The organism is Trichocoleus sp. FACHB-6, from assembly GCF_014695815.1.
In the GTDB taxonomy this organism is placed as follows: domain Bacteria; phylum Cyanobacteriota; class Cyanobacteriia; order Cyanobacteriales; family FACHB-T130; genus Funiculus; species Funiculus sociatus.
In genome coordinates this window covers 67,535-89,256 of sequence record NZ_JACJOY010000111.1, presented here as the reverse complement: position 1 = coordinate 89,256, position 21,722 = coordinate 67,535, and the positions used below count along the sequence as shown (strand labels likewise).

Below are 21,722 nucleotides of genomic sequence, written 5' to 3'. Positions count from 1 at the left end.
TTGGGAGTCCGGGAGTGAAACGAGAAACTCTCCCGATCAACCAATCTCTTGAAGTTTAGGGGCGTCGCCCATCATTCCCCAAATGCCATAATGTGGTGAGCAAAAATAATTCAGATGTAAACGGCTTTTTAGAATCCAAGATATCTGTGCTATCCAAGCTGGCTGATGACGTTAAGAGTATATTTCCAGACATTGGTGGCGTGCGAGTAGTAGCGATCGCGTGCCTTACCGTCAGCAGCGTCATACTAGGAGTGCGCGAAGCAGGCTGGTTACAACCCGTAGAAATTGCGGCATTTGACAAGCAGATGCGCCTGCGCCCAGATGTAAGCCCCGACCCCCGGCTGCTAATTGTTGGCATTACAGAATCCGACATCCGCGCTCAAAATCAATGGCCTTTACCTGACCGAGTTTTGGCGCAGCTCTTGACAAAAGTGCAATCATTAGAACCAAAACTCATTGGTCTAGATATACATCGCAGCACCCCACAAGAGCCAGGAAATGCTGAACTCAGGGCTAGGCTCCAAGACCAAAACATTATCGTTATTAAAAAATTTGGTGACACAAATCTCGATTTTGTGCCGCCGCCGCCGGGAATTCCCGATAAGCGCGTTGGTTTTAACGACTTTGTACTCGACCCTGATGGTGTCATCCGCCGTAACCTGTTGTTTGTCTCCGACGGTAAAAAAACTTCTTTCTCGTTTTCCCTACGTTTGGCTCTTGCCTATTTAAAGAGTCAAGGCATCTCATCGCAGCAAAGCCAGCAGAATCCTGAATATATGCAGCTAGGCTCATCAGTATTTGTCCCTATAAAGGCAGATTCTGGTGGGTATAAAAAGATTGATGATCGAGGCTACCAAGTTCTACTCAATTACAGATCGCGGATTATTGCACGGCAAGTTACTCTTACCCAAGTATTGCAAGGGGAAATTGACCCCAGTTGGGTAAAAGATAAGATTGTCCTAATTGGTACAACTGCACCCAGCGCTAAAGACGTTTTCGGCACCCCCTACAGCCCAGCCGAACAGGAGAACGCAAAGATGGCGGGAGTTGTGGTTCATGCTGCGCTGGTGAGCCAGTTTCTCGACGCTGCAACTGGCGCAAGACCCCTATTTGGGTTTTGGTCTGAGAGGAGGGAAGTGCTGTGGATTGTCGGCTGGACGTTGTTCGGTGCTGGACTGGCTTGGTGGTGCCGTCATCCCCTAGTGTTGATTCTGGGCTGCGGCGTTGGTGTAGGAATTTTGTTAGGTAGCTGCTTTTATTGGTTTAGCCAGATGTCTCTCTGGGTACCTTTTTCGTCTCCAGTGCTAGGATTTATCCTGGCTAGTGGCATAGTTATTACCTACCGCTCTTATGATGCACAGCAACAGCAAAAAATCGTCATGAAGTTGTTGGGGCAGAATACTTCGCCGGAGGTTGCTAAGGCTCTGTGGAGAGGACGCGATCGCCTGCTCAAATCCGGTAAACTACCCGGTATCAAGCTAACTGCGACAATGATGTTTGCTGACATCAAAAATTTCAGCACCATCTCTGAACAAATGCCGCCAGAAGCTTTGCTGGAATGGCTAAATGAAATGCTCGATGTGTTCACCCACCAAGTGCTTAGCCACCAGGGGATTATCAACAAGTTTACGGGCGATGGCTTTATGGCTGTGTTTGGGGTGCCAATGAATCGCGTTCACAAAGAGGAGATTGCAGAGGATGCGATTCGGTCGGTAAAATGTGCTTTAGCAATAAGCGATCGCTTAGAAGAACTGAACCAAAATTGGAAATCTCGCGGTTTGCCAGTCATTCAAATGCGACTCGGAATTTATACTGGCCCCGTCGTCGTAGGGAGTCTAGGCGGCAAAGACCGCTTGGAGTACGGTGTCATTGGCGACAGCGTTAATATTGCCTCCCGGCTTGAAAGTTGTGAAAAAGACCGACAAGAAAGTAACTGCCGCATTCTCATCGGTCACGAAACCTTCGTTCACCTTCACGAACAGTTTCTCGTTGAATCCTGGGGGCCATTGCCACTTAAGGGTAAGCAACAAATGGTTGATGTCTATCGAGTGGTAGGACTGGACAGAGCGGGAGAGTCGGAGAGTGGAAGAAGGAAATAAATATTAACAAAAATATTAATCCCTTCATTGATAAATTTTGTTAGATGGGTTGAGGAACCAAACTCAGCATACAGATCATCTGAAAATTTAACATTAATTCATTAATAATTTTTGCATTAATCTAAGCAGTGTCATAAATCGTTAAGTTTTTACTGTGATATCAGCAGTATGCTTAATTATGAAAAGCCAGTCAGTAAATAAAACGACTGCTATAAATTGCAGTTATCATACCCTCATTAATTACCTAATTAATTGGGCATGAAATCTATAAAAGCAAAGAGATTTTTCTGAAAAAGAGGCACTTCAATGATTGAAAAAATTTTATTAGCCGACTCTGGAACCGGACAATCTAAAGAAATGCTCAAGGCTTTGATGGAACTGCCTTCAATCCAACGAGCCTCAGTCAGCATATTACACGTTGTTCCTTCCCAAGTTACCAGTGAAGCCTTGACCGCAAAATGGGAAGAAGGGGGCAGAGTTCTCGCTACTTCCATGCAGACATTGAACCTCGACCCAAGTCGGGTTTCTACCATGCTACAACAGGGCGACCCAAAGACTACAGTTTGCCAGGTAGCTGAAGACATTAATGCTGATTTAATTATTATGGGTTCGCGAGGGCTGAAGCGCCTGGAGTCCATTTTAGAAAATTCCGTCAGCCAATATGTTTTCCAGTTGTCCTCTCGTCCGATGTTGTTGGTTAAAGACGATATTTACGTCAAAAAAATTAACCGCATCATGGTAGCAATGGATGGCTCTGACTCGGCAAAACAATGCTTAAGTCTGGCTATGTTCCTGTTGCGAGATATTAAGGGAGGAATGCTGATTTTGGCTCATGTCAATAAGGCGCGGACAGCCTTTGCTGAAGAATCACAAGCTAACCCAGAAAAAGATCCCGTCCTTGCACCAGCGATCGCAGAAGCGAAAAAACAAGGCATCGCTTACAAGTGTGTCACGGGTACTGGGAAGCCGGGGCCAGAAATCTGTCGGTTGGCAGAGGAATTGAATATCGATCTACTAATGTTAGGTTCCCCAGACCGTCGTCCCTCCATCGCCAAGGGTTTACCGGATTTGGATCGGCTGCTGGGAACTTCCCTATCCGACTATGTACGGGTTTATGCGAATTGTCCCGTACTGCTAGGACGCACAGCTACTGCTTAAAGCGATCGCCTAAAAAATAGCAAAACCCCCTCTAGCTAAGGCTATGGGGGGATTTTGTTTTAGGCAGACTATTAAGGATTCTTGTTGCTTTCGCGGCTAGCAGTTTGGATGTACAGAATCAACAAGAAAACTGTGGGAACCAGCACAAACAGGATGCTGGCGACAAAACCAAGATCGTTAACTTGCATTGAACCCAGCCTTTAATTAACTTCTAAAGCACCACCTTTAAGAATATCTCATTTCAATCCCTAATAGGGATCTTAAGTAAGACAAAACCACCACTAGATTTAAATACACGCCCCAGCCGACGCGGGTAAACCCAGTTCGCCAGCAACCGACTAAACAAAACTCCAATCTCGCTACAATCAATATCTGACAGCCCCATAACCTTATTCCTATTTTTGGGACTCGTTTTTGTCTAGGTATAGTTCGCTGGTCTTAATAACTTTGGTTTTCAACCATTGAGCTGTGGTTCGTCAATCCAGGTAGAGAAAGTTTTTGTCATGTTGAGCCTAGTAGCTTTAAAAAGAAAAGAGCCTCTAACTTAAGGTTGCCTTTTTGCGATCGGCCCGTAAGTTAACTGACTGGTTTCTCTGGGAATTTTCCAGTGTGATAGGTGGTTTCCTGAAGCAAATGGCTAACCAGGAGTTTGAGAAAGAAGAACGGCACGAACCATTCCAGACCAAGCGTGGGGGTCACGACGTAGCGATCGCCCAGCAGCGATAATCCGTAAAGCCCCAGAGCAACCGGGCGCTGGAGATACAGAGGCGATCGCAAAATCAAAATTGATGCCCCCAACAGGTAGCCAGATGTGCCAAGCCAGAACCCCCAATCTCCTCCCCGAAACAGCACCGCTACGAGTAAAACATGGATGAGATGGAGGGACACAAATGCCAGATGCTGCCGCCAACCCTGTCCAGGGCGATGATACCAGCGTTTAGCAGTAGATGTGGCATTGGTCAGGACACCCCCGACTAAATCGAGCGCCAAAAGCGCGATTAGTCCTAATTGCAGGGGTGTCCACTGGGCGGGGAGGGTTAGCGCATAGGCTGGAGCCGCAACCATCGCTACCAAGGGCGGCACAAATTGCAATAGCAACTCAGCTTTTGTCGCCCCTGGCCCGGTCAAGCGATCCACCAGACCGCCCAACCCGTTGCGGGGCGAGACATCTCTCCAATCGGAGTCCATACGACAACCTCATAACACTTGTTATGCTCAAAAAAATAACAACTGTTATGATAATGTGTCAATAGGATTGCCTCCTGTTTCAGTTCCCTTGATATTCAGCCTTGATTGTCATGTCCCAACGCGATCGCCGTCTTGAAGTCTCTGAAGCTGCCTGGCGGGTCATTGTCCGAGAGGGGTTAGATCGCACCAGTATGCGGGCGATCGCCCAGGAGCTTGGTTGCACCACAGGAGTCGTCACCCACTATTTCCGAGATAAGCAAGAGTTAATTCTCTTTGCTCTCAATCAAGTCACTCAGTCCCTACTCAAGGCAATACAGGCCCAAACAGGGCAGGAGCTTGGAGTTGATCGCCTCCTAAACATGGTGTCAGCATTTTTGCCCCTTGATGTTGAACGGCAAGCTGTTCTCAAGGTCTGGTTAGCCTTTTTGGGATACGCCGTCGGACGAGATTCCCTGATGGCTGAACACCAAAGGAGTGCTGCCCAACTCCGTGAGGTAATTCTGCAAGAGTTACAAACTCTTCAGTCAGCCAATTTGATTCGAGATGATGCAGACCTTGAGTTAGAAGCCAACGCCCTCTTAGCCCTTGCCAATGGAGTTAGCCTAGACTTCCTCATTCAAGCCAAACGTCTCAGCCCGGAGCAACAGCAACAGGTTATCCGACGCTACGTTGATGAGTTGCTGTCTACTCATATCAAGTAATGGTTATACCGATGCAAAGCAGTATGACATTCAGCAGCATTGTTGCATTATTCAGTGCCATGATTATTCTGGCTTCTATTCCCAGCGTTAGTGTATTAGCTGTCACCACAAGAGCGGCTACATCTGGATTTATTCATGGTATTTTCACAACCGTAGGGATAGTGCTTGGTGACATCATTTTCATAATAATAGCTATTTGGGGGTTGTCGTTTCTTGCTGAAGCGATGGGAAGCTTATTTGTCCTTATAAAATACCTGGGTGCGTCTTATCTTATATTGTTGGGAATAGGGCTATGGAAGTCAAAATCAAATAATATTGAGACAGAGGAGGTTGTAAAATCCTCTTTGCTGTCCAGTTTTCTGACTGGATTGTTTATTACATTGGGCGATCAAAAAGCGACGTTATTTTATCTTGGATTTTTTCCTGCTTTTGTTGATATTTCTAAAATATCTTATTGGGATACGCTCATCATTATCACAATTACTATAGTAGCCGTAGGCGGTGTAAAACTTGGTTATGCGTTTCTGGCGGATAGAGCTAGATTTTTTATTAGTTCCAAAGTAAGGAAAAGAATAAACATTGCTGCTGGCTGTGTAATGATTGGTGTTGGAGTGTTTTTACTAACAAAAGTTTAATTAAGTAGATGGATTTAATTATTTGTAGGATGGATAAAGCAACTAAGCGAAACCCATCAAACCTATGTCAAGTTTGGGTGAGGTTCCTCAACCCAACCTAGATTACTCATTAAAACAATAAGTCTTAGAAATCCCAAATATAATGGGGGAATTAGAAATATTTTTAGCCAAGGGAGAATGAGATTAAAACAAATAAATGGCAAACTAATTAAAGAGAATTTATTTACAATGTTTAATCGCCGCCAGTATCCCCATTTTATGGAAAAATTGGCTCAAAGTTCCCCATAAATTGGGAGATTAAGTCGTATTTCCACTGTCTAAGCGTCTCGATTATCACTTTTGGGATATCTTAGAAGCGCTCCTAGTGGTCTTTTTATCATATTTTGAACAGTGTAGAGACGTTTTATACAACGTCTCTATATTGCTGTGGAAATTAATAACAAGCCTATCGTGGCTTTGTTTTCACACTTACTGGGCCATTTACCACCACTTGACAAGCTAAACGGTAGGTTTCTGGTTTTTTCTTCAGTTTCCGGGTTTCAAAATCAGTCCGAGGCGAAAGATTTTCCATACCTTCCTGAATTTCTACAATACAGGTAGCGCATTGACCGTAGCCCCCGCAGTTCATCATCTTTCCCCTAAGGGTATAGATATCAATGCCATTCTCTAGGGCTTTTTCTCTTAAGTTAGCCCCATCAGCTGCGATCGCTTCCCGATTTTCGTTGACAAACGTAATATTAGCCATCAGCCCTTTTCACTCACATCGTTCCTATTAAGAAATCTTAAAAAATTTTCTGAAGTTAGCAAAGGTGATATGTACTGAAACTAAGAACAACGTTTTGAGACACAGTAGGGGCAATTCATAAATCATCCGATTTAGTTTAGGCTTGCACGGTCGGCAAATCCGGAAATTTTCTTGTAAGCATTGCCCCTACCCTTCTTGTCTCACCCTCTGGCAAACTGAAACAAAACCTGAGCAATGCTTACTACAGATGCGATAGATCGCCTCTAGAAAAAGTCAGCTCAGAATGACATAATTACCTGGTTTGACAGAATCTGTCTATAAGGGGTTATCAGAAAGTTCACTGCCTGGAAGATTGCTAATATTGCGTTGGAGAGCTGCCAACGAACGATTGTAATCCAGAACAGCTCTGAGTCGGTTGACTCTAGCGCGGGTAAGCTCAGTTTGAGCGCTAATTACATCAGTCTGCGTACCGACACCTGAGCGAAATCGTAACTCAGCCAAACGCAAGCTTTCTTCTGCCTGAGTAACGGCGAAGAAAGCAGTTTGAATGTTTTCCGCATTCGACCTTAAATTGAAATAAGCTCGTTCCACCTCCAAGCGGATTTGGTTGCGTTGGTCGGCAAACTGAGTTTCTGCGATCGCAATATTAGCTCTCTCCTGCTCCGCTCTGGCGCTGGCGGCTCCCCCATCGAAAAAATCCCAGCGAAATCTTGCCCCCAAGGTTAAGCCATCGGCAGGCCCCAATTCATCATTCAACACCCCTAAAACGTTGTAGGTCGCAAACAAACTTACTTGCGGACTTGTGCCAGCCAGCGCAATACGCCGTTGCTGTTCGCTGATGTTCCGCCGAGCCAAGAGCTGTTCCAACTCTGCCCGGTTCTTCAGTGCCAGGATAATACTCTGTTCTAGTGTAAGATTCCACTCCCCAGCAAACTCAATTTGGTCTGCCGCAGCCACCTCAGCCCTCTGAGCTAAACTTAACAATTCGGTTAACTGCCTGCGGGCAATACTTTGTTGACTTCTGGTGCGAGTTAGGTCTTGGACGGCATTCGCCAGCTGCACTTGAAACCGCAGTACATCAAAGCGCGTTCCCAGTCCAGCTTGTTCTAGCAACTGAGCATCCTCAAGACTTCTAGCAGCATCTCTCACAGCCGCAGTAGAAATCTCAACTTGGGAATCTGCCTCTTGCAAATCGTAGTAAGAATTCGTGACATCCAAACGGACTTGTTCGAGTTGGCGTTCCAAATCTAACTGATCGAAACGCGCCTGTTGTTCTGCTGCTTGGATACGCGCTCCTCGTCTACCAGAGGTAAAGAGGTCATAGCTGACTTCAAACCTGGTGTCAAAGCTTGTCGAGACAGTATTGTCATCCCCCAGTAATTGCCGTTGTCTGGTATTTGATAGCTCACCACTGGCAGAATCCGATCTGGTGAAATCTGCTTGCACACCAATGTTGGGATACTCAGCCGCAAGAGCTTCTCGCAGAGCCGCCCGACTGCGCTCTGCGGTCAGAAGTGCAACTTGTAAATCCCGATTGTTACGCCGCGCCAGTACAAGAGCCTGTTCCAGCGTTATCCGTTGGAAGTTTTGAATTTGTACTTCCTCTGGTTTGGTGGGAAATAGCAGGGGATTGGCGCTGGGGTTGAGGTATTCGGGGGGTAAAGGAGGGTTCTGAGTTTTGGTTTCTGAGCTTTGTTGAGTTAAGACGTTACTCCCGTTTCCTGTTTCCTGCGCCTGTTGGTTCTTCTGGGGAGCAGATGGAGCCATACCCGCGTTGCCAGAATTAAGCATAGGGGAGGTAGGACGAGTTTCTGCTTCGTCCTTGTTTTCCTGTGTACTGATTTCTGACTTGGGAGTTTCAACTTTTTGACTTGGGGGGCTTTCTTGTGCAGCACTCAGCTTTGCATACGCCAAGGTGAGAGCAAGACCTGCACCCACAGCCATGAAACCAGTTCCTACCCAATGAAACGGATGTCTAGAAGTTGGCATAAGTTTTTGAATTTGGTCTTTTGCTCTTAGAAAAACTTTTCTTCAGCTTCAAGCAACCTTATGCAGAATAGCGGGTTGCGATCGCGCTTGGCAAACGAATTTTTATTAATTGCTCCCCATTGGTTGAAAGCGCCGTCGATTCTGCCCGATTCTGATGAATCCTTAATCTAGTGGCGGCTGGGGACTGTGGACTGGGTATCACGAGGAATTGTTTCTCTTGGTCTCCTCTGCCAGCTGTTCGCTTAACCATTGAATTTCGTCTTGAATCACCATTAAACACCTTTGTAAGACTGCTATTTGGTAGGGATCTGCTGGCAGAGGTTCTGTTTGTTGACTTTCCAGGCGCAATCGACAAACCATTAAGCGATGCTCCACCAACTTGATTCGGATTGTGGGTTCTATGTGACTAAAAAAGAAAAACTTGATTGTAAAGCGAGAGCGAGCGTTCACCCAGCTTTCATGCGGGTGTTCTAGCATTTGTTGCATCCATAGCTCGCGCCCTTTATCGCTGATGCTATATATTTTGCGAATTGAACCTGCCTCTCCTTCCTCCTCTGTGAGTACGCTGATAGCACCCCGCTCCTCCAATCGTCTCAAGAGAGGATATATAGCGCCGTAGTTGGCACTGATGCAACCACTCATAAACAGTTCTAGTTGCTGCTTCAGGCGATATCCATGTAGCGGTTCGCGTTGCAGTAAACCTAAAGTAGCCAATTCAAGCATTTTGTATCAAACTGATATAAATATCTGTTGCATCTGTTGCATTCGATTTTAATATGTATGGTATTGCCTTGCATCTGCATTGAGAATAGAGCGTTTGACCTCTTCCCTACAAGGGGAGGGGAGTTTAAGCATAATAATCCCTCATTTGAGATGCACACTCTTGCCCCAACCCCTCCCCTTTTAGGGAAAAGGTTGGGGGAAAGGTTTTTTATGGGTGATGGTGTAGGAAGCTTTTCGTGATTGCTGCGATCGCGCAATAAACTATGCACTCGTCAATAAGCAGCCACGCAAGAGCGAAAGTTGTTAAAGTACCGCCAGCCTTGTCAAAGGAAAGGAAACGAAGATGTCCGATCATTCGTCCCCTGAATCTCCAGTTCCACTTAAGACACAAGAAGATACGCTTTTTGAGGAGCAAGCTTTAGAAAACGAGTCCGTTGCAGTTGAGCTTCACCCAGGTCGAACAAAGTATTGGGCCGCGTTGTCAATCGTCTTGTTGATTGTCGGTGGTGGTTTGGGTTGGCATTGGTGGCAAAGCCGTGCCAGTAATGCTCAACCTGCACCGGGAGCAGCAGGTCAACCGCAAGGAATACCTGTCAAATTAGCAACTGTAGAAACAGCCACCGTCGAAGAAGCTTCCGAGTTTGTGGGTTCCCTGCAAGCTGCACGGAGAGTGGTAATCAAGCCGGAAATTGAGGGGCGAGTTAGTCAGATTTTGGTTTCCGAAGGCGATCGCGTTCCCGCCGGAAAGACTTTAGTACAACTTAGCCCGGACAAGAGACAAGCAGAAGCCGCCAGCGTGTTACAGAGTGTCAATGCTGCCCGTGCCACCAGCGCCAATGCTGCCTCCCAAATCAAAGCCTTAGAAGCCGAAAGGGCTTCCACTGTCGCTGAACTGGAACTACAACAGGAAAACTATCGACGCACTTCTACCTTAGTAGGACAAGGTGCATTGGCGAGAGCCGAACTAGATCGAGTTACACGCGATCGCCGTGCTGCCCAAGCCGCCTTAAATGCCATCACCCAACGCATTCAAGCCGCCCAGTCAACCCTTGCCCAAGCCCAAGCAGGTTTACAGCAAGCCCAAGCTAACGTCGATCTTGCCAACGCAGAACTTAAAGATGCCACAATTGTCGCTCCGATCGCTGGCGTTGTCGGAGCTATCCCAGTCAAGTTAGGAGATGTCGTCAGCAGTAGTGATACCCTCACCACTATCATCCAAAATCAATCTTTAGAAATAGAATTGTCTATTCCTTTAGAAAGAGCGCCAGATTTACGCTTAGGGCAGACAGTAGAGGGAACCAATTCCCAAGGAAAATTACTAGGCACAGGTACAGTGAGTTTTATTTCTCCCCAAGTAAATACCAGTTCTCAAAGCATCCTTATCAAAGCTAGCTTTGACAACTCACAAGGACAACTGCGGGATGGGCAATTTATCCAAGCCAGAGTAGTTTGGGACGAGAAACCGGGAGTTTTAATCCCAACTAGCGCCATATCTCGCCTGGGTGGAGAAAATTTTGTCTTTGTAGCTCAAAGGAAAGGAGAATCAATCTTAATAGCCCAGCAAAAGCCCGTGAAATTGGGCGATATCCAGGGAAATAATTATCAAGTTATCGACGGAATAAAGCCAGGAGAGAGAATAGTTGTCTCAGGTATTCTCAATTTATCTAATGGCGCTCCCATCATACCTGAATCGAAAAACTAGGGACTGGGGAGAAGGGGACTGGAGACTAGGGACTGGAAGGGACGGGGTAATATTCTTCCCAATCCCCAATTCCCAATTCCCAATCCCCAACCCCCAATTCCTAATCCCCAACCCCCAATCCCCAACCCTATGTTTGTTGATTTCTTTATCAAGCGACCAGTCTTTGCTACAGTCTGCGCCTTGATTATCCTCCTGGTAGGAGCAATCAGCATTCCTACCATACCAGTCGCCCAGTTTCCGGATATTAGCCCGACTCAAATTAGCGTAACTTCCAACTACAACGGTGCTAGTGCGGAAGTTGTAGAAAGCGCTGTTACAACAGTCTTAGAACGTCAAATTAATGGCGTTGAGGGACTAAGATATCTAACTTCCAGTAGTAGTAATGATGGCACCAGTACAATTACTGCTACCTTTGAGGCATCACGCAATAAAGATATCGCCGCTGTTGATATCCAAAATCGGATATCTGTAGCTCAGCCGCAACTACCCCAATCTGTTCAGCAAACAGGAGTTGTAGTCACCAAAGAATCTAGCAGCATCCTCCTCGCGATTGGGTTGTACGCTGAAAATAAGCAGTACGACAACATCTTTTTAAGCAACTATGCCGATTTATACTTGACAGATGCCATAAAAAGAGTGCCGGGTGTTGGCAACGTGCAAATTTTCGGGGAACGCCGCTACGCAATGCGCCTCTGGTTAGACCCGAATCGCCTTGCTAGTCGAGGATTGACCGCTCAAGACGTAGTGAATGCACTCCGCGAGCAAAACTTACAAATTGGCGTGGGACGCATTGGGCAGCAACCAGCTCCAGAAGGACAGATGTATCAAATCGACCTGCGTGCCATCAGTAGGTTAAAAGATGTTTCCGAATTTGAGGAAATTGTCCTAAAAACCGGTGCTAGTGGGGCGTTGGTGAAGTTGAAGGATGTGGGAAGAGCGGAACTGGGGGCAGAAAACTATAGCTCGTTTTTGCGGTTTCGCGGCAATGATGCGGTAGGTTTGGGGATTTATCAGCTTCCGGGTAGTAATGCTTTGGATGTCGCCCATGCGGTCAAAAAAGAGATGGAGCGATTGAGTCAGAGTTTTCCGCCAGCTTTGAACTATCGAGTAGCATTTGATACGACGGAGTACGTAGAAGCATCCATGACAGAGGTGGTGATTACTCTGTTGGTATCGATCGCCCTCGTTGTCGCCGTGATTTTCATTTTCCTACAAGACTGGCGGACGACGCTGATTCCATCCCTCACCATTCCTCTAGCCTTAATTGGGACTTTTGCCTTTATCAAAGTTTTCGGATTTTCGATTAACAGTTTGACGTTATTTGGTCTAACTTTAGCAACCGGGATGGTGGTGGATGATGCGATCGTTGTGGTTGAAAATATCAGTCGCTTTATCCAAGAAAAAGGCATGAATCCCGGTCAGGCCGCTTCTGAATCCATGACAGAACTGTTCGGGGCGGTGATTGCAACTTCGTTAGTTTTAATGGCTGTATTCGTCCCTGTAGCCTTCTTTCCGGGGACGACAGGAGCGCTTTATAAACAATTTGCACTGACGATCGCATTCTCAATTGCTATTTCTACTTTTCTAGCTTTAACCTTGACTCCTTCCTTATGTGCGCTGCTGTTGCGTCCGGGACAAGAGCCGAAAGGTTGGGTTGGATGGATTTTCGGTCGGTTTAACGGGTTTTTGGATAGAACGCGAAAAGGATATGCGCTTACGCTTAACTTTCTCACCCGTTTGAAAAGCGTTATCATCGGCTTATTTATCGTCTCTTTGGGAATGACAGCTTGGCTTTATACCCAAGTACCTACCGCATTTCTCCCTGAAGAAGATCAAGGCTATTTCATCACCATCGTTCAAGGGCCCGAAGGAGTATCGCTGAACTACACCAGCGAGGTGATGAACAAAATTGAACAAGAAATTCTCAAAAATCCGGAAGTTGTAGGAACTTTCGTTGTTGGTGGTTTTGGTTTTAGCGGTAGCACTGCTAATAGTGGTGTCATTTTCACCACCCTCAAACCTTGGGAAGAACGTACAGGGAAAGACCAAAATGTACAAGGAATTATTGGCAGATTGGCAGGAACTTTAGCCACAATACCAGAAGCCAGAATTATCCCTGTTAATCCTCCAGCAATTCAAGGTTTAGGTCAATTTGGCGGGTTCCAATTTCAGCTGCAAGACCGCAGAGGTAATAGTAGTTTAGAGCCTCTATTACAATCTTTGGGACAACTATTAGGTAGTGCGAATAAAACACCCGGATTGCAAGCTGTATTTAGCACCTTCGCCGCGAATACGCCGCAACTACTAGTAGAGGTTGACCGCAATAAAGCCAAAGCATTGCAAGTTTCCATCGACGATATCTTTAACACCCTGCAAACTTTCTTGGGCGCACAATATGTAAACGACTTTGATTTACAGCAGCGAAATTATCGTGTCTACGTCCAAGCGGATCAACAGTTTCGTTCTAACCCAGCCGATGTTGGGAAACTCTACGTTCGTTCTGGCGAAAATCAGATGATTCCCCTGAGCAGTTTAGTAAAACTTACTCCCACGACTGGCGCTCAAACTATTAACCATTACAACTTATTCCGTTCTATAGAAGTTAATGGTTCGGCGGCTCCTGGCTCTAGTTCTGGAGATGCAATTAAAGCAATGGAAAGAGTAGCAGCACAAGTTTTACCATCTGGTTTTGGCTACGAATGGTCGGGTACTTCTCTGGAGGAAATTCAGTCGGGCGGTTTAGCACCGATAATCTTTGGGTTGGGACTAACCTTTGTGTTTCTAGTATTAGCTGCACAGTACGAGAGCTATATTGACCCGATAATTATTATGCTTTCAGTTCCCTTAGCTATTTTCGGGGCGCTTTTAGCTCAGTCAATGCGCGGTTTAGCTAATGATGTTTATTGTCAGATTGGATTAGTAATGTTGATTGGTTTAGCAAGTAAGAACGCTATTCTAATTGTAGAATTTGCTAACCAATTGCGCGAGAAAGGGATGTCAATTACCAGAGCAGCGGTGGAAGCTTCGCAAGAGCGTTTGCGACCGATTTTGATGACAGCTATTTCAACGCTTTTGGGTATTTTTCCCCTAACAATTGCGACGGGAGCAGGTGCAGGTAGCCGCCAATCTTTAGGGACGGCGGTGTTCGGCGGTATGCTGGTTGCGACTTTCTTAAGTTTGTTTGTAGTGCCAGTGCTGTATATCGTAATTAAGACGCTCAGCGATCGCTTGAAGCCTGGCGGTAAAAATAAGAAAACTCCGAAATCGGCTCCTAGTCGAGAGTTGAAAAGTCCTGTTATCACCCGTTAAATTGAACCTCTCTCTGGAAAAGCTTTCAGCGGAGATTTCCGCCGCTGAAAGCTTTTCACTCCCCAACCTCTGCCCACCTTCCCCTTCTTAAGGTTCTCCATGCTAAAGATTACTTAGAGGCAAAATACCCTACACCTGCAATGCTGCCTAGCGATGCTAAAGATTTAGCAATTGTGGGGATGGTGGAACTGGCGACAAACGAACTATTGCCCGCTACAGTCCCATTGTCCCCCGTGATGTTAGGGTTGTCAGCAGGAGATCCAGAAAAAATCGAGCAGGCATTGCAGAAAATCTCCATAGTGCTGAAGTTTTTTGAGAGTTTGCTAGACGAGCGCCCATTCTTTGGCAGTGAAAATATAACTCTCGCTGAACCTTTAGCTGGTACTGTTTTACCCTGGTTGCCAAGGGGCGGCGTGTCCTTAAGTGGCTATCCCAAATTGAATGCTTGGTGCGATCGCATTCAAGCACGTCCTTCTTGGCAAGCTACGGAAGCTACCCCAGAGATAATGGAAGCCTTTAAGTCGTCTCCTATGATAGCTCGCATGGCAGCTGCACAGAACTCCTAAAGACTCATGCAGACAATCCCCGCAGCAAAAAGCGCGGGGATTGTTGGCTGCAATATCGAACAATTTCTTGAACCCTAATACGGCATTGTTTGTGTAGGCACAACTAAATTGGTGTGCCTACACAAATACTTTTGCCAGAAGTCTCTTCTTTGTCTAGGAAGCTACTTTCGCAGTAGAACGGCGGCGACGTCTTCCAGCAAGCTTAGTAGGCGGTTCCTCTGGAGCTTGCAGCAAGAACACTAGCAGAGGGCGGCTCTGAAATTCACGCCGCAGCAGGCGTTGTAGCGCTGATTCCAATTGAGTTTGCACTCCTGCCCAGTCAACTTCTAACGGTTCATCGTCCAAGACACGGGCGAATTCTGACCAGCGATCGCTCAAAATTCCTTCTAGAGTTTCGCGTACCAAAGTTTGTAGGCGATCGCGTTCCATCGTTGTCACCACACCGCGCAGGTGAACTTCCGGCTTAGCAGTCAGCTTACCTTCCCAGTCCATCGCCGCAGCGATCGTCACAACACCATCTTCTGCCAATTGCTGCCTTTCTTTCAGCACATTAGCTTTCAGCACGCCAGAATTATCTACTAATTCGATGCCAGACGGAACCTTACCCGCCACTTTGATGCTATCTTCCGACACCTCTACGACATCCCCATTGTCAATAATCACCATATTTTCCGCAGGGATACCCATGCTCTGGGCAGTCTTGGAGTGCTGGATAAGCATCCGATGCTCTCCGTGAACTGGTAAGAAGAACTTCGGACGAGTTAAGGCAATCATCAGCTTTTGGTCTTCCTGACAGCCGTGACCGGAAACGTGAATCCCCTTGTCGCGACCATAAACCACATTTGCACCCTGCATCATCAGCTTGTCGATGGTATTTACCACGGCAATTGTATTTCCCGGAATTGGGTTTGCCGAGAATATCACCGTATCGCCCGCACGGATTCTCACTTGTCGGTGTTCGCCGTTAGAAATACGAGTCATTGCTGAAAGAGGTTCACCCTGAGAACCGGTAGTTAAAATCAATACCTTCTCATCTGGCAGTTGGTGAATCGACTGCAAAGGCTGGAACAAATTGTCGGAACATTTGATATATCCTAGATTGCGTGCCTGAGCAATCACATTCAGCATCGAGCGGCCTACCACGGACACCATCCGTCCGTGCTTTTGCGCCAGTTCCAGAACCATATTGATTCGGTGGACTGACGAAGCAAAAGTGGTCAATAGCACCCTTCCCTTTGCCTGAGAAATAAAGCGGTCGAGATTCGGAAAAACTGATCGCTCCGAAGGCGTGAATCCCGGTACTTCCGAGTTAGTCGAGTCGCTAATCAGGCATAAAACGCCTTTCTCGCCGTATTCAGCCAGTCTTTGTAAATCAAAAAACTCTCCATCAACTGGCGTGTGGTCAATCTTGAAGTCACCCGTATGGATAACGACACCAGGGGGCGTGTGGATAGCGACTGTGAAGCTATCAGCAATCGAGTGAGTGTTGCGAATAAATTCGACGAAGAATGAAGCGCCAATTCGCACCATTTCGCGGGGTGCTACCCGTTTTAGGGTCGTCCGATTGGAAACCCCAGCTTCTTCCAATTTACCTTCTAGCAATGCCATTGCTAGACGCGGGCCATAGATGACTGGGATATCAAATTGCTTGAGGTGATATGCTATCCCGCCGATATGGTCTTCGTGACCGTGGGTGACGATCATACCTTTGATTTTGTGGCGATTTTCCCGCAGATAGGTCATGTCGGGGAGGACGATGTTCACGCCGTGCATGGATTCGCTGGGAAAAGCTAATCCCGCATCCAACAGCACGATTTCATCGTTATATTCAAACACACAGGTATTTTTCCCAATTTCATGCAGTCCGCCGAGGGGAATAACTTTCAGGGCGGGTGCGGATTCGTTCTTAGTCATGTGGTTCCTTGTAATAAATCAAGATCGGTCAATACAAAACAGTTGAAAATTTGCATAAATTACAGCGACTTTGGCAAAGAGAAAGCCTAAAATAGGAATTTTTTGCCTTGTTCTTTTTGCCTGGTATTAGCGACTTTAGCCAGTAAAAATTTAAAAAAAGAAACTTCTTTTTTTGCTTTTTTCCTTTTTTTTTCCTTTCTACCGTCGCCTCAAATCAAAGTCAGCTGCTTCATTACTGCCTCTAACATTTGCCTATCTGAGTCTGGTAGATGGGAGAGTGGTGGACGAGTCGAGCCAATATCCCAACCTTGCAGTTTTAGCGCCGCTTTGATGGGAATAGGATTAGTCGTACAAAACAAAGCTTTGAATAATGGAAAAAGTTGTAGGTGAATATCGATTGCTACTTTAGTTTGACCGTTTTCAAAGGCTTGAATCATCTGTTGCAGCTGTTTGCCTACCAGATGGCTGGCAACACTTATTACCCCAGCACCGCCAACTGATAATAAAGGCAAAGTTAGGGAATCATCCCCAGCGTATATCTGAAATTCTGCTGGTATCAGCCGTCGAATCTGACTGGCTGCGTCTAGGTTGCCACTTGCCTCCTTAATTGCCACAATGTTCGGGATTTCTGCCAGACGAGCTACTGTCTCTGGCTGGAGATTCTGACCTGTACGACCAGGTATGTTGTAGAGTATCAGGGGCAGGTCTGGGCAAGATTGGGCGACGCTTGCAAAGTGCTGATACAGTCCCTCTTGGGGGGGCTTGTTGTAGTAGGGTACGACTTGTAAAGATCCATCTACTCTTATTTTAGCGGCTTTTTGAGTAGCTGCGATCGCTTCTTTCGTCGAATTTGACCCCGTACCTGCGATTACCTTAGCTTTTCCGGCTACTGCCTTTTGTACAACCTGAAATAACTCATACTCTTCTTCCCAAGTCAGAGTAGGAGATTCCCCAGTTGTGCCGCATATTACCAAAGCATCACTACCATTTTCTGCCAAATGCGCCGCCAGCTCTTCTGCAACGGCGTAATTTACAGCGCCATCTTCCTTAAATGGCGTCACCATCGCGGTGATCACGCGCCCAAAATTTACCACACTCTTTTAACTCCTCTTTCGATTTTGAATTTTGGACTTTGGATTTTGGATTAAGAAGCTACAATCTAAAATCTAAAATCTAAAATCCAAAATTTTGCTGGTATAAGTCGATTACTTATAACTTAATTCAGTAGCAGGCTGGAGCCAGTTCCGTTCTACCAACAATTCCGCAATTTGGATGGCATTAAGCGCCGCACCCTTGCGTATCTGATCTCCACTCAACCACAGTTCCAATCCGCACGGATGAGAAATATCTTGACGAATTCGACCTACTAAAACTTCGTCGCGACCGCTGGCCTCAATTGGCATGGGAAAATAATTTGCCTGCCAGTCTTCCACCAGCTTGACACCCGGAGCAGTCGCTAATATTTCCTTCGCCTTGGCTGGGGGAAATGGTTGCTCAAATTCTAGGTTAATCGCTTCTGAGTGCGCTCTGAGTACGGGAACCCGCACACAAGTCGCACTTACTCGCAGTTCTGATGCACCGAAAATCTTGCGCGTCTCGTTGAGCATTTTCAGTTCTTCTTCACAATACCCTACTTCAGTCATTGGGGAATTGTGGGGAAACAAATTAAATGCCAGCGTGTAGGGAAAAATCCCCGGTTTTGGCGACTCTCCCTCTAAAATTTCCCGGCTGTGTGTTTTGACTTCTTCCATCGCCCTTGCACCCGCACCGCTTGCCGATTGGTAGGTGGCGACAACAATGCGCTGTACTGGCTGCACTTGATGCAGGGGCCAAACAGCCACTGCCATCAAAATTGTTGTGCAGTTAGGATTAGCAATTATACCCCGATGAGTGGCTGCTGCTTCTGGGTTCACTTCTGGAACCACTAGGGGAACTTCGGGGTTCATGCGAAAGGCACTGGAATTATCAATTACGACTGCCCCAGCGTCTACCACTTTATGCGCCCAAGCTTTAGAGGTAGAGCCGCCAGCAGAAGCTAGAACTAAATCTACATTATCAAACGAGCGATCGCCTACTGCCTCTACAGGCAAATCTTCGCCCTTAAATGACATGGTTCGACCAGCAGAACGTTCTGAAGCCAACAGCTTCAAGTCTGCTACGGGAAAGTTACGGGCTTCCAGAAGTTCTAATAACTCCGTACCTACTGCACCCGTGGCTCCGAGAATGGCAACGCGATAGGAATCAGACAAAGATGGTTCCTCCTCTTGAATACATATAATTCAAAAACTTTCGGTATCGAGCCTAAGCAATCTGTTAGGTTTTTTTTGTAATATTTGTAATATTTGTGCTTGGGCAAGGACACAGACTCTTACTGCTTCTATTAGAATATCTCAAAGGAATTTTACATATCTAGAACTTCCCTTAACCTAACTTCCGTGCCAAAGAAGGAAAAGCTAGATTCTGGTTGAGTGAAAGCGCGTGCTGTCGATGTACTATCATCAAATATGTCAACAATAGGGATAGTAAGGTTTTATCTACACTGGCTGCAACTGTTGCAAAACTAGGATATCACGGGGTTGAGACGCTAGAGTTCTTCTTTGGCTTTAACCGACCGTCTTCCAAGCCTGCTGTAGAATCGCTATCAACCTTGTGCGCTTTAGTTTCTAGAGAAGTTATCTGATGAAAGTTACCCAGGAAAAGCTCCCCCAGAGCAGGATTGGCTTGGAAATTGAAATTCCACCGGATCAGTCAAAAAATGCCTACGAGCAGGTAGTCCAAAAGCTCGCCCGTACAGTCAATATTCCTGGGTTTCGCAAAGGAAAGGTGCCTCGCCAAATCCTGCTACAGCAATTGGGGCAGACACGGATTAAAGCAACTGCCCTGGAAGAATTGATTCAAAGTAGTCTCCAGCAGGCTCTTAAGCAAGAAGCAATTGAGCCGCTTGGCAACTATCAGCTGCGTTCCGATTTCGATGAGTTAGTGGGTCAGTTCAAACCAGGAGAACCCCTGACGTTTATAGCTGCGGTGGATGTCCAGCCGGAAGTATCGTTAGGGGACTACACCGGTCTTACCGTCAAGGCGGAGGAAGTACCTTATGACCCTAGCACTGTGGAAAAATTCTTAGAGGAGCGTCGCGCCGAATTAGCCAACTTAATCCCTGTGGAAGGTCGCCCAGCGCAAATGGGAGATGTAGCAGTGGTGGATTATAGTAGCCGTTTAGCGGACGAACCAGAAGGTGAAGAAACTGAAAGTATTGCTGGGGGTCAAGCCGAAGACGCTCAAATTGAGCTAGTTGAAGGCAAGTTTCTCAAAGAATTTGTCGATGGCATTGTGGGCATGAGTTCCGGCGAGACGAAACAGATATCGGTGAATTTTCCGGAAGATTATCGCCAAGATTTAGCAGGGAAGACAGCTATTTTCAGCATCACACTCAAAGACCTCAAGGAAAAAGAGTTACCAGCGTTAGATGATGATTTCGCCCAAGAAGTCAGCGAGTTTGAGACTTTAGCCGAGTTACAAGAGTCTTTAGAAAAAAGATTTCGCGACAAAGCTGAGCAAGAAACAAAGGCTAATAAGGAGCAAGCGCTCGTCAGCGAACTGCTCTTAAAAGTTGAAGCTGACCTGCCGGAAACCATGATTCAGCAAGAAGTTGAAACGATGCTGCGTCAAACCATCATGCAAATGGGGCAGATGGGGATTGATGTCAAGTCCATGTTTACGCCGGAGATGGTCAAGCAAATGGGAGCGCGATCGCGTCCCGAAGCCATCGACCGACTCAAACAATCCCTAGCCCTAGAAGAAATTGCCAAGCGCGAATCTCTCCAAGCAGAACCAGAAGCCATTACAGCCAGAGTCAATGAGCTGCTAGAGCAGTTTCCAGACGACCAAAACATCGACAGGGAACGGCTGCATACCATTGTCTCAGCCGATTTGCTCAAAGAAAAAGCAATTAGCTGGCTAGAAGAACACGGCACAATTGAACTGGTTCCCCAAGGCACTCTCACGCCAGAGGAAGACGAGGAAACTGAAGTTGAAGTAACCGCTACCGAAGCAACAGAAACCGAAACGGCAGAGGAAACTGAAGCTACAGAAGCAACCACCCAGACGGCACAACCAGATGCCGAATCCTCTCTAGAGTGAATAAACCATAGGGGCAAGCAAAAAACTGCCCCTACACCCCTATCAACAGTCCGTGATGGTCAAAAACAGCGGATTCGGATATAACGGAAGTATAGTGGATCAAGAACCACTCGCCAGTTCACCTGACAGTGCAGGGTTAGACTTCGCTCGTTTATGGTTATATCTCTATCCCGGAATTACGAAATCACAAGCCAAAGAAAACCGGATATATACTCCGCCTTCGGTTCAAGCAACGTTGTTCCTATGGTGGTGGAACAATCCGGTATGGGGGAACGGGCGTTTGATATTTACTCGCGGCTACTGCGGGAGCGCATCGTTTTCTTAGGGACTCCGGTTGACGATGTGGTGGCTGACTCAATTGTGGCTCAGCTGTTGTTTCTAGACGCAGAAGACCCGGAAAAAGACATTCAGATGTACATCAACTCCCCCGGCGGTTCGGTGACATCTGGTATGGCAATATATGACACAATGCAGCAAATACGGCCTGATGTTGTTACCATATGCTATGGATTAGCAGCCAGCATGGGGGCGTTTTTGTTAGCAGGTGGAGCGCAGGGTAAGCGCATGGCTCTACCCAGTGCCAGGATTATGATTCACCAGCCCCTCGGCGGAGCTCAGGGACAAGCAGTTGATATCGAAATTCAAGCCAAAGAAATTCTTTATCATAAGCAAAAACTGAACGAGTTACTGGCTCACAGCACGGGTCAACCGTTTGAGAAAATATCGGAAGATACCGAGCGCGATTTCTTTATGTCATCGGCTGAGGCCAAAGATTACGGTCTCATCGATCAGGTCATCTCCAGGCAGAACCTTCCCCACGCGGAAGCAGCTGTCACTTCACTGAGATAAGAGG

16 protein-coding genes and 2 pseudogenes are annotated in these 21,722 nt (G+C 46.6%); 9 read left to right on the top strand and 9 right to left on the bottom strand.

Annotated elements, in window-relative coordinates:
* Positions 1-95: 95 nt before the first annotated feature.
* Positions 96-2,099 (top strand): adenylate/guanylate cyclase domain-containing protein, encoded by a 2,004-nt coding sequence (locus H6F66_RS22430; protein WP_347269418.1) that lies wholly within the window; start codon positions 96-98, stop codon positions 2,097-2,099.
* Between the two features lie 306 nt (positions 2,100-2,405).
* Entirely contained in the window at positions 2,406-3,257 is an 852-nt protein-coding gene (locus tag H6F66_RS22425) for a universal stress protein (RefSeq protein WP_190425679.1), read from the top strand.
* A 71-nt stretch (positions 3,258-3,328) separates the two neighbouring features.
* Here the strand turns inward: H6F66_RS22425 and psbM are convergent, their stop codons facing one another.
* From psbM to H6F66_RS22415, 3 genes and pseudogenes are all read right to left on the bottom strand, one after another.
* Entirely contained in the window at positions 3,329-3,445 is a 117-nt protein-coding gene (gene psbM / locus H6F66_RS22420) for a photosystem II reaction center protein PsbM (protein WP_190414683.1), read from the bottom strand.
* Positions 3,446-3,522: 77 nt separating this feature from the next.
* Positions 3,523-3,645 (bottom strand): annotated as a pseudogene (locus H6F66_RS29505) (Uma2 family endonuclease); the annotation flags it as partial.
* A gap of 188 nt (positions 3,646-3,833) precedes the next feature.
* The gene (locus tag H6F66_RS22415; protein ID WP_190425675.1) at positions 3,834-4,445 is read right to left on the bottom strand and encodes a hypothetical protein; all 612 of its coding nucleotides are present in this window, start codon (positions 4,443-4,445) and stop codon (positions 3,834-3,836) included.
* Positions 4,446-4,555: 110 nt separating this feature from the next.
* On the opposite strand from H6F66_RS22415, the gene H6F66_RS22410 reads away from it, so the two are divergent.
* Positions 4,556-5,146, top strand: coding sequence for a TetR/AcrR family transcriptional regulator (locus tag H6F66_RS22410; RefSeq protein ID WP_190425672.1), 591 nt, complete (start codon positions 4,556-4,558; stop codon positions 5,144-5,146).
* 11 nt (positions 5,147-5,157) lie between these two features.
* On the top strand, positions 5,158-5,781 hold the full coding sequence (locus H6F66_RS22405; protein WP_190425715.1) for a LysE family translocator: 624 nt from the start codon (positions 5,158-5,160) through the stop codon (positions 5,779-5,781).
* A gap of 445 nt (positions 5,782-6,226) precedes the next feature.
* Here H6F66_RS22405 and H6F66_RS22400 read toward each other — a convergent pair whose 3' ends face one another.
* The 3 genes from H6F66_RS22400 to H6F66_RS22390 form a co-directional block, all read right to left on the bottom strand.
* Positions 6,227-6,526 carry a 2Fe-2S iron-sulfur cluster-binding protein gene (locus tag H6F66_RS22400; protein ID WP_190425669.1) on the bottom strand — a complete coding sequence of 100 codons (300 nt, stop codon included), beginning with the start codon at positions 6,524-6,526 and terminating at the stop codon, positions 6,227-6,229.
* A gap of 315 nt (positions 6,527-6,841) precedes the next feature.
* Positions 6,842-8,515, bottom strand: a complete 1,674-nt coding sequence (locus H6F66_RS22395) for a TolC family protein (RefSeq protein ID WP_190425666.1) — start codon at positions 8,513-8,515, stop codon at positions 6,842-6,844.
* Positions 8,516-8,713: 198 nt separating this feature from the next.
* Positions 8,714-9,238, bottom strand: a complete 525-nt coding sequence (locus tag H6F66_RS22390) for a helix-turn-helix transcriptional regulator (protein WP_190425663.1) — start codon at positions 9,236-9,238, stop codon at positions 8,714-8,716.
* A 343-nt stretch (positions 9,239-9,581) separates the two neighbouring features.
* Here H6F66_RS22390 and H6F66_RS22385 point away from each other — a divergent pair, with 343 nt between their 5' ends.
* The 3 genes and pseudogenes from H6F66_RS22385 to H6F66_RS22375 form a co-directional block, all read left to right on the top strand.
* The gene (locus H6F66_RS22385) at positions 9,582-10,940 is read left to right on the top strand and encodes an efflux RND transporter periplasmic adaptor subunit (protein WP_190425661.1); all 1,359 of its coding nucleotides are present in this window, start codon (positions 9,582-9,584) and stop codon (positions 10,938-10,940) included.
* Between the two features lie 129 nt (positions 10,941-11,069).
* Entirely contained in the window at positions 11,070-14,249 is a 3,180-nt protein-coding gene (locus H6F66_RS22380) for an efflux RND transporter permease subunit (protein WP_190425658.1), read from the top strand.
* A 107-nt stretch (positions 14,250-14,356) separates the two neighbouring features.
* Positions 14,357-14,815, top strand: a pseudogene (locus H6F66_RS22375) (glutathione S-transferase family protein); the annotation flags it as partial.
* A gap of 153 nt (positions 14,816-14,968) precedes the next feature.
* Here H6F66_RS22375 and H6F66_RS22370 read toward each other — a convergent pair.
* The 3 genes from H6F66_RS22370 to H6F66_RS22360 all read right to left on the bottom strand — a co-directional run bounded on the left by H6F66_RS22370 (position 14,969) and on the right by H6F66_RS22360 (position 18,978).
* Positions 14,969-16,729, bottom strand: coding sequence for a ribonuclease J (locus H6F66_RS22370; RefSeq protein ID WP_190425652.1), 1,761 nt, complete (start codon positions 16,727-16,729; stop codon positions 14,969-14,971).
* A gap of 209 nt (positions 16,730-16,938) precedes the next feature.
* The gene (gene dapA, locus H6F66_RS22365; protein ID WP_190425649.1) at positions 16,939-17,823 is read right to left on the bottom strand and encodes a 4-hydroxy-tetrahydrodipicolinate synthase; all 885 of its coding nucleotides are present in this window, start codon (positions 17,821-17,823) and stop codon (positions 16,939-16,941) included.
* Positions 17,824-17,934: 111 nt separating this feature from the next.
* On the bottom strand, positions 17,935-18,978 hold the full coding sequence (locus tag H6F66_RS22360; RefSeq protein ID WP_190425646.1) for an aspartate-semialdehyde dehydrogenase: 1,044 nt from the start codon (positions 18,976-18,978) through the stop codon (positions 17,935-17,937).
* 430 nt (positions 18,979-19,408) lie between these two features.
* On the opposite strand from H6F66_RS22360, the gene tig reads away from it, so the two are divergent.
* Entirely contained in the window at positions 19,409-20,869 is a 1,461-nt protein-coding gene (gene tig, locus H6F66_RS22355; protein ID WP_190425643.1) for a trigger factor, read from the top strand.
* Positions 20,870-21,022: 153 nt separating this feature from the next.
* Positions 21,023-21,718 carry an ATP-dependent Clp endopeptidase proteolytic subunit ClpP gene (gene clpP, locus H6F66_RS22350; RefSeq protein WP_190425640.1) on the top strand — a complete coding sequence of 232 codons (696 nt, stop codon included), beginning with the start codon at positions 21,023-21,025 and terminating at the stop codon, positions 21,716-21,718.
* Positions 21,719-21,722: the final 4 nt, after the last annotated feature.

Coding starts and splice junctions, on each gene's coding strand:
- H6F66_RS22425 (WP_190425679.1), top strand. CDS start 2,406: ATGATTGAAAAAATTTTATTAGCCGACTCTGGAACCGGACAATCTAAA.
- psbM (WP_190414683.1), bottom strand. CDS start 3,445: ATGCAAGTTAACGATCTTGGTTTTGTCGCCAGCATCCTGTTTGTGCTG.
- H6F66_RS22415 (WP_190425675.1), bottom strand. CDS start 4,445: ATGGACTCCGATTGGAGAGATGTCTCGCCCCGCAACGGGTTGGGCGGT.
- H6F66_RS22410 (WP_190425672.1), top strand. CDS start 4,556: ATGTCCCAACGCGATCGCCGTCTTGAAGTCTCTGAAGCTGCCTGGCGG.
- H6F66_RS22405 (WP_190425715.1), top strand. CDS start 5,158: ATGCAAAGCAGTATGACATTCAGCAGCATTGTTGCATTATTCAGTGCC.
- H6F66_RS22400 (WP_190425669.1), bottom strand. CDS start 6,526: ATGGCTAATATTACGTTTGTCAACGAAAATCGGGAAGCGATCGCAGCT.
- H6F66_RS22395 (WP_190425666.1), bottom strand. CDS start 8,515: ATGCCAACTTCTAGACATCCGTTTCATTGGGTAGGAACTGGTTTCATG.
- H6F66_RS22390 (WP_190425663.1), bottom strand. CDS start 9,238: ATGCTTGAATTGGCTACTTTAGGTTTACTGCAACGCGAACCGCTACAT.
- H6F66_RS22385 (WP_190425661.1), top strand. CDS start 9,582: ATGTCCGATCATTCGTCCCCTGAATCTCCAGTTCCACTTAAGACACAA.
- H6F66_RS22380 (WP_190425658.1), top strand. CDS start 11,070: ATGTTTGTTGATTTCTTTATCAAGCGACCAGTCTTTGCTACAGTCTGC.
- H6F66_RS22370 (WP_190425652.1), bottom strand. CDS start 16,729: ATGACTAAGAACGAATCCGCACCCGCCCTGAAAGTTATTCCCCTCGGC.
- tig (WP_190425643.1), top strand. CDS start 19,409: ATGAAAGTTACCCAGGAAAAGCTCCCCCAGAGCAGGATTGGCTTGGAA.
- clpP (WP_190425640.1), top strand. CDS start 21,023: ATGGTTATATCTCTATCCCGGAATTACGAAATCACAAGCCAAAGAAAA.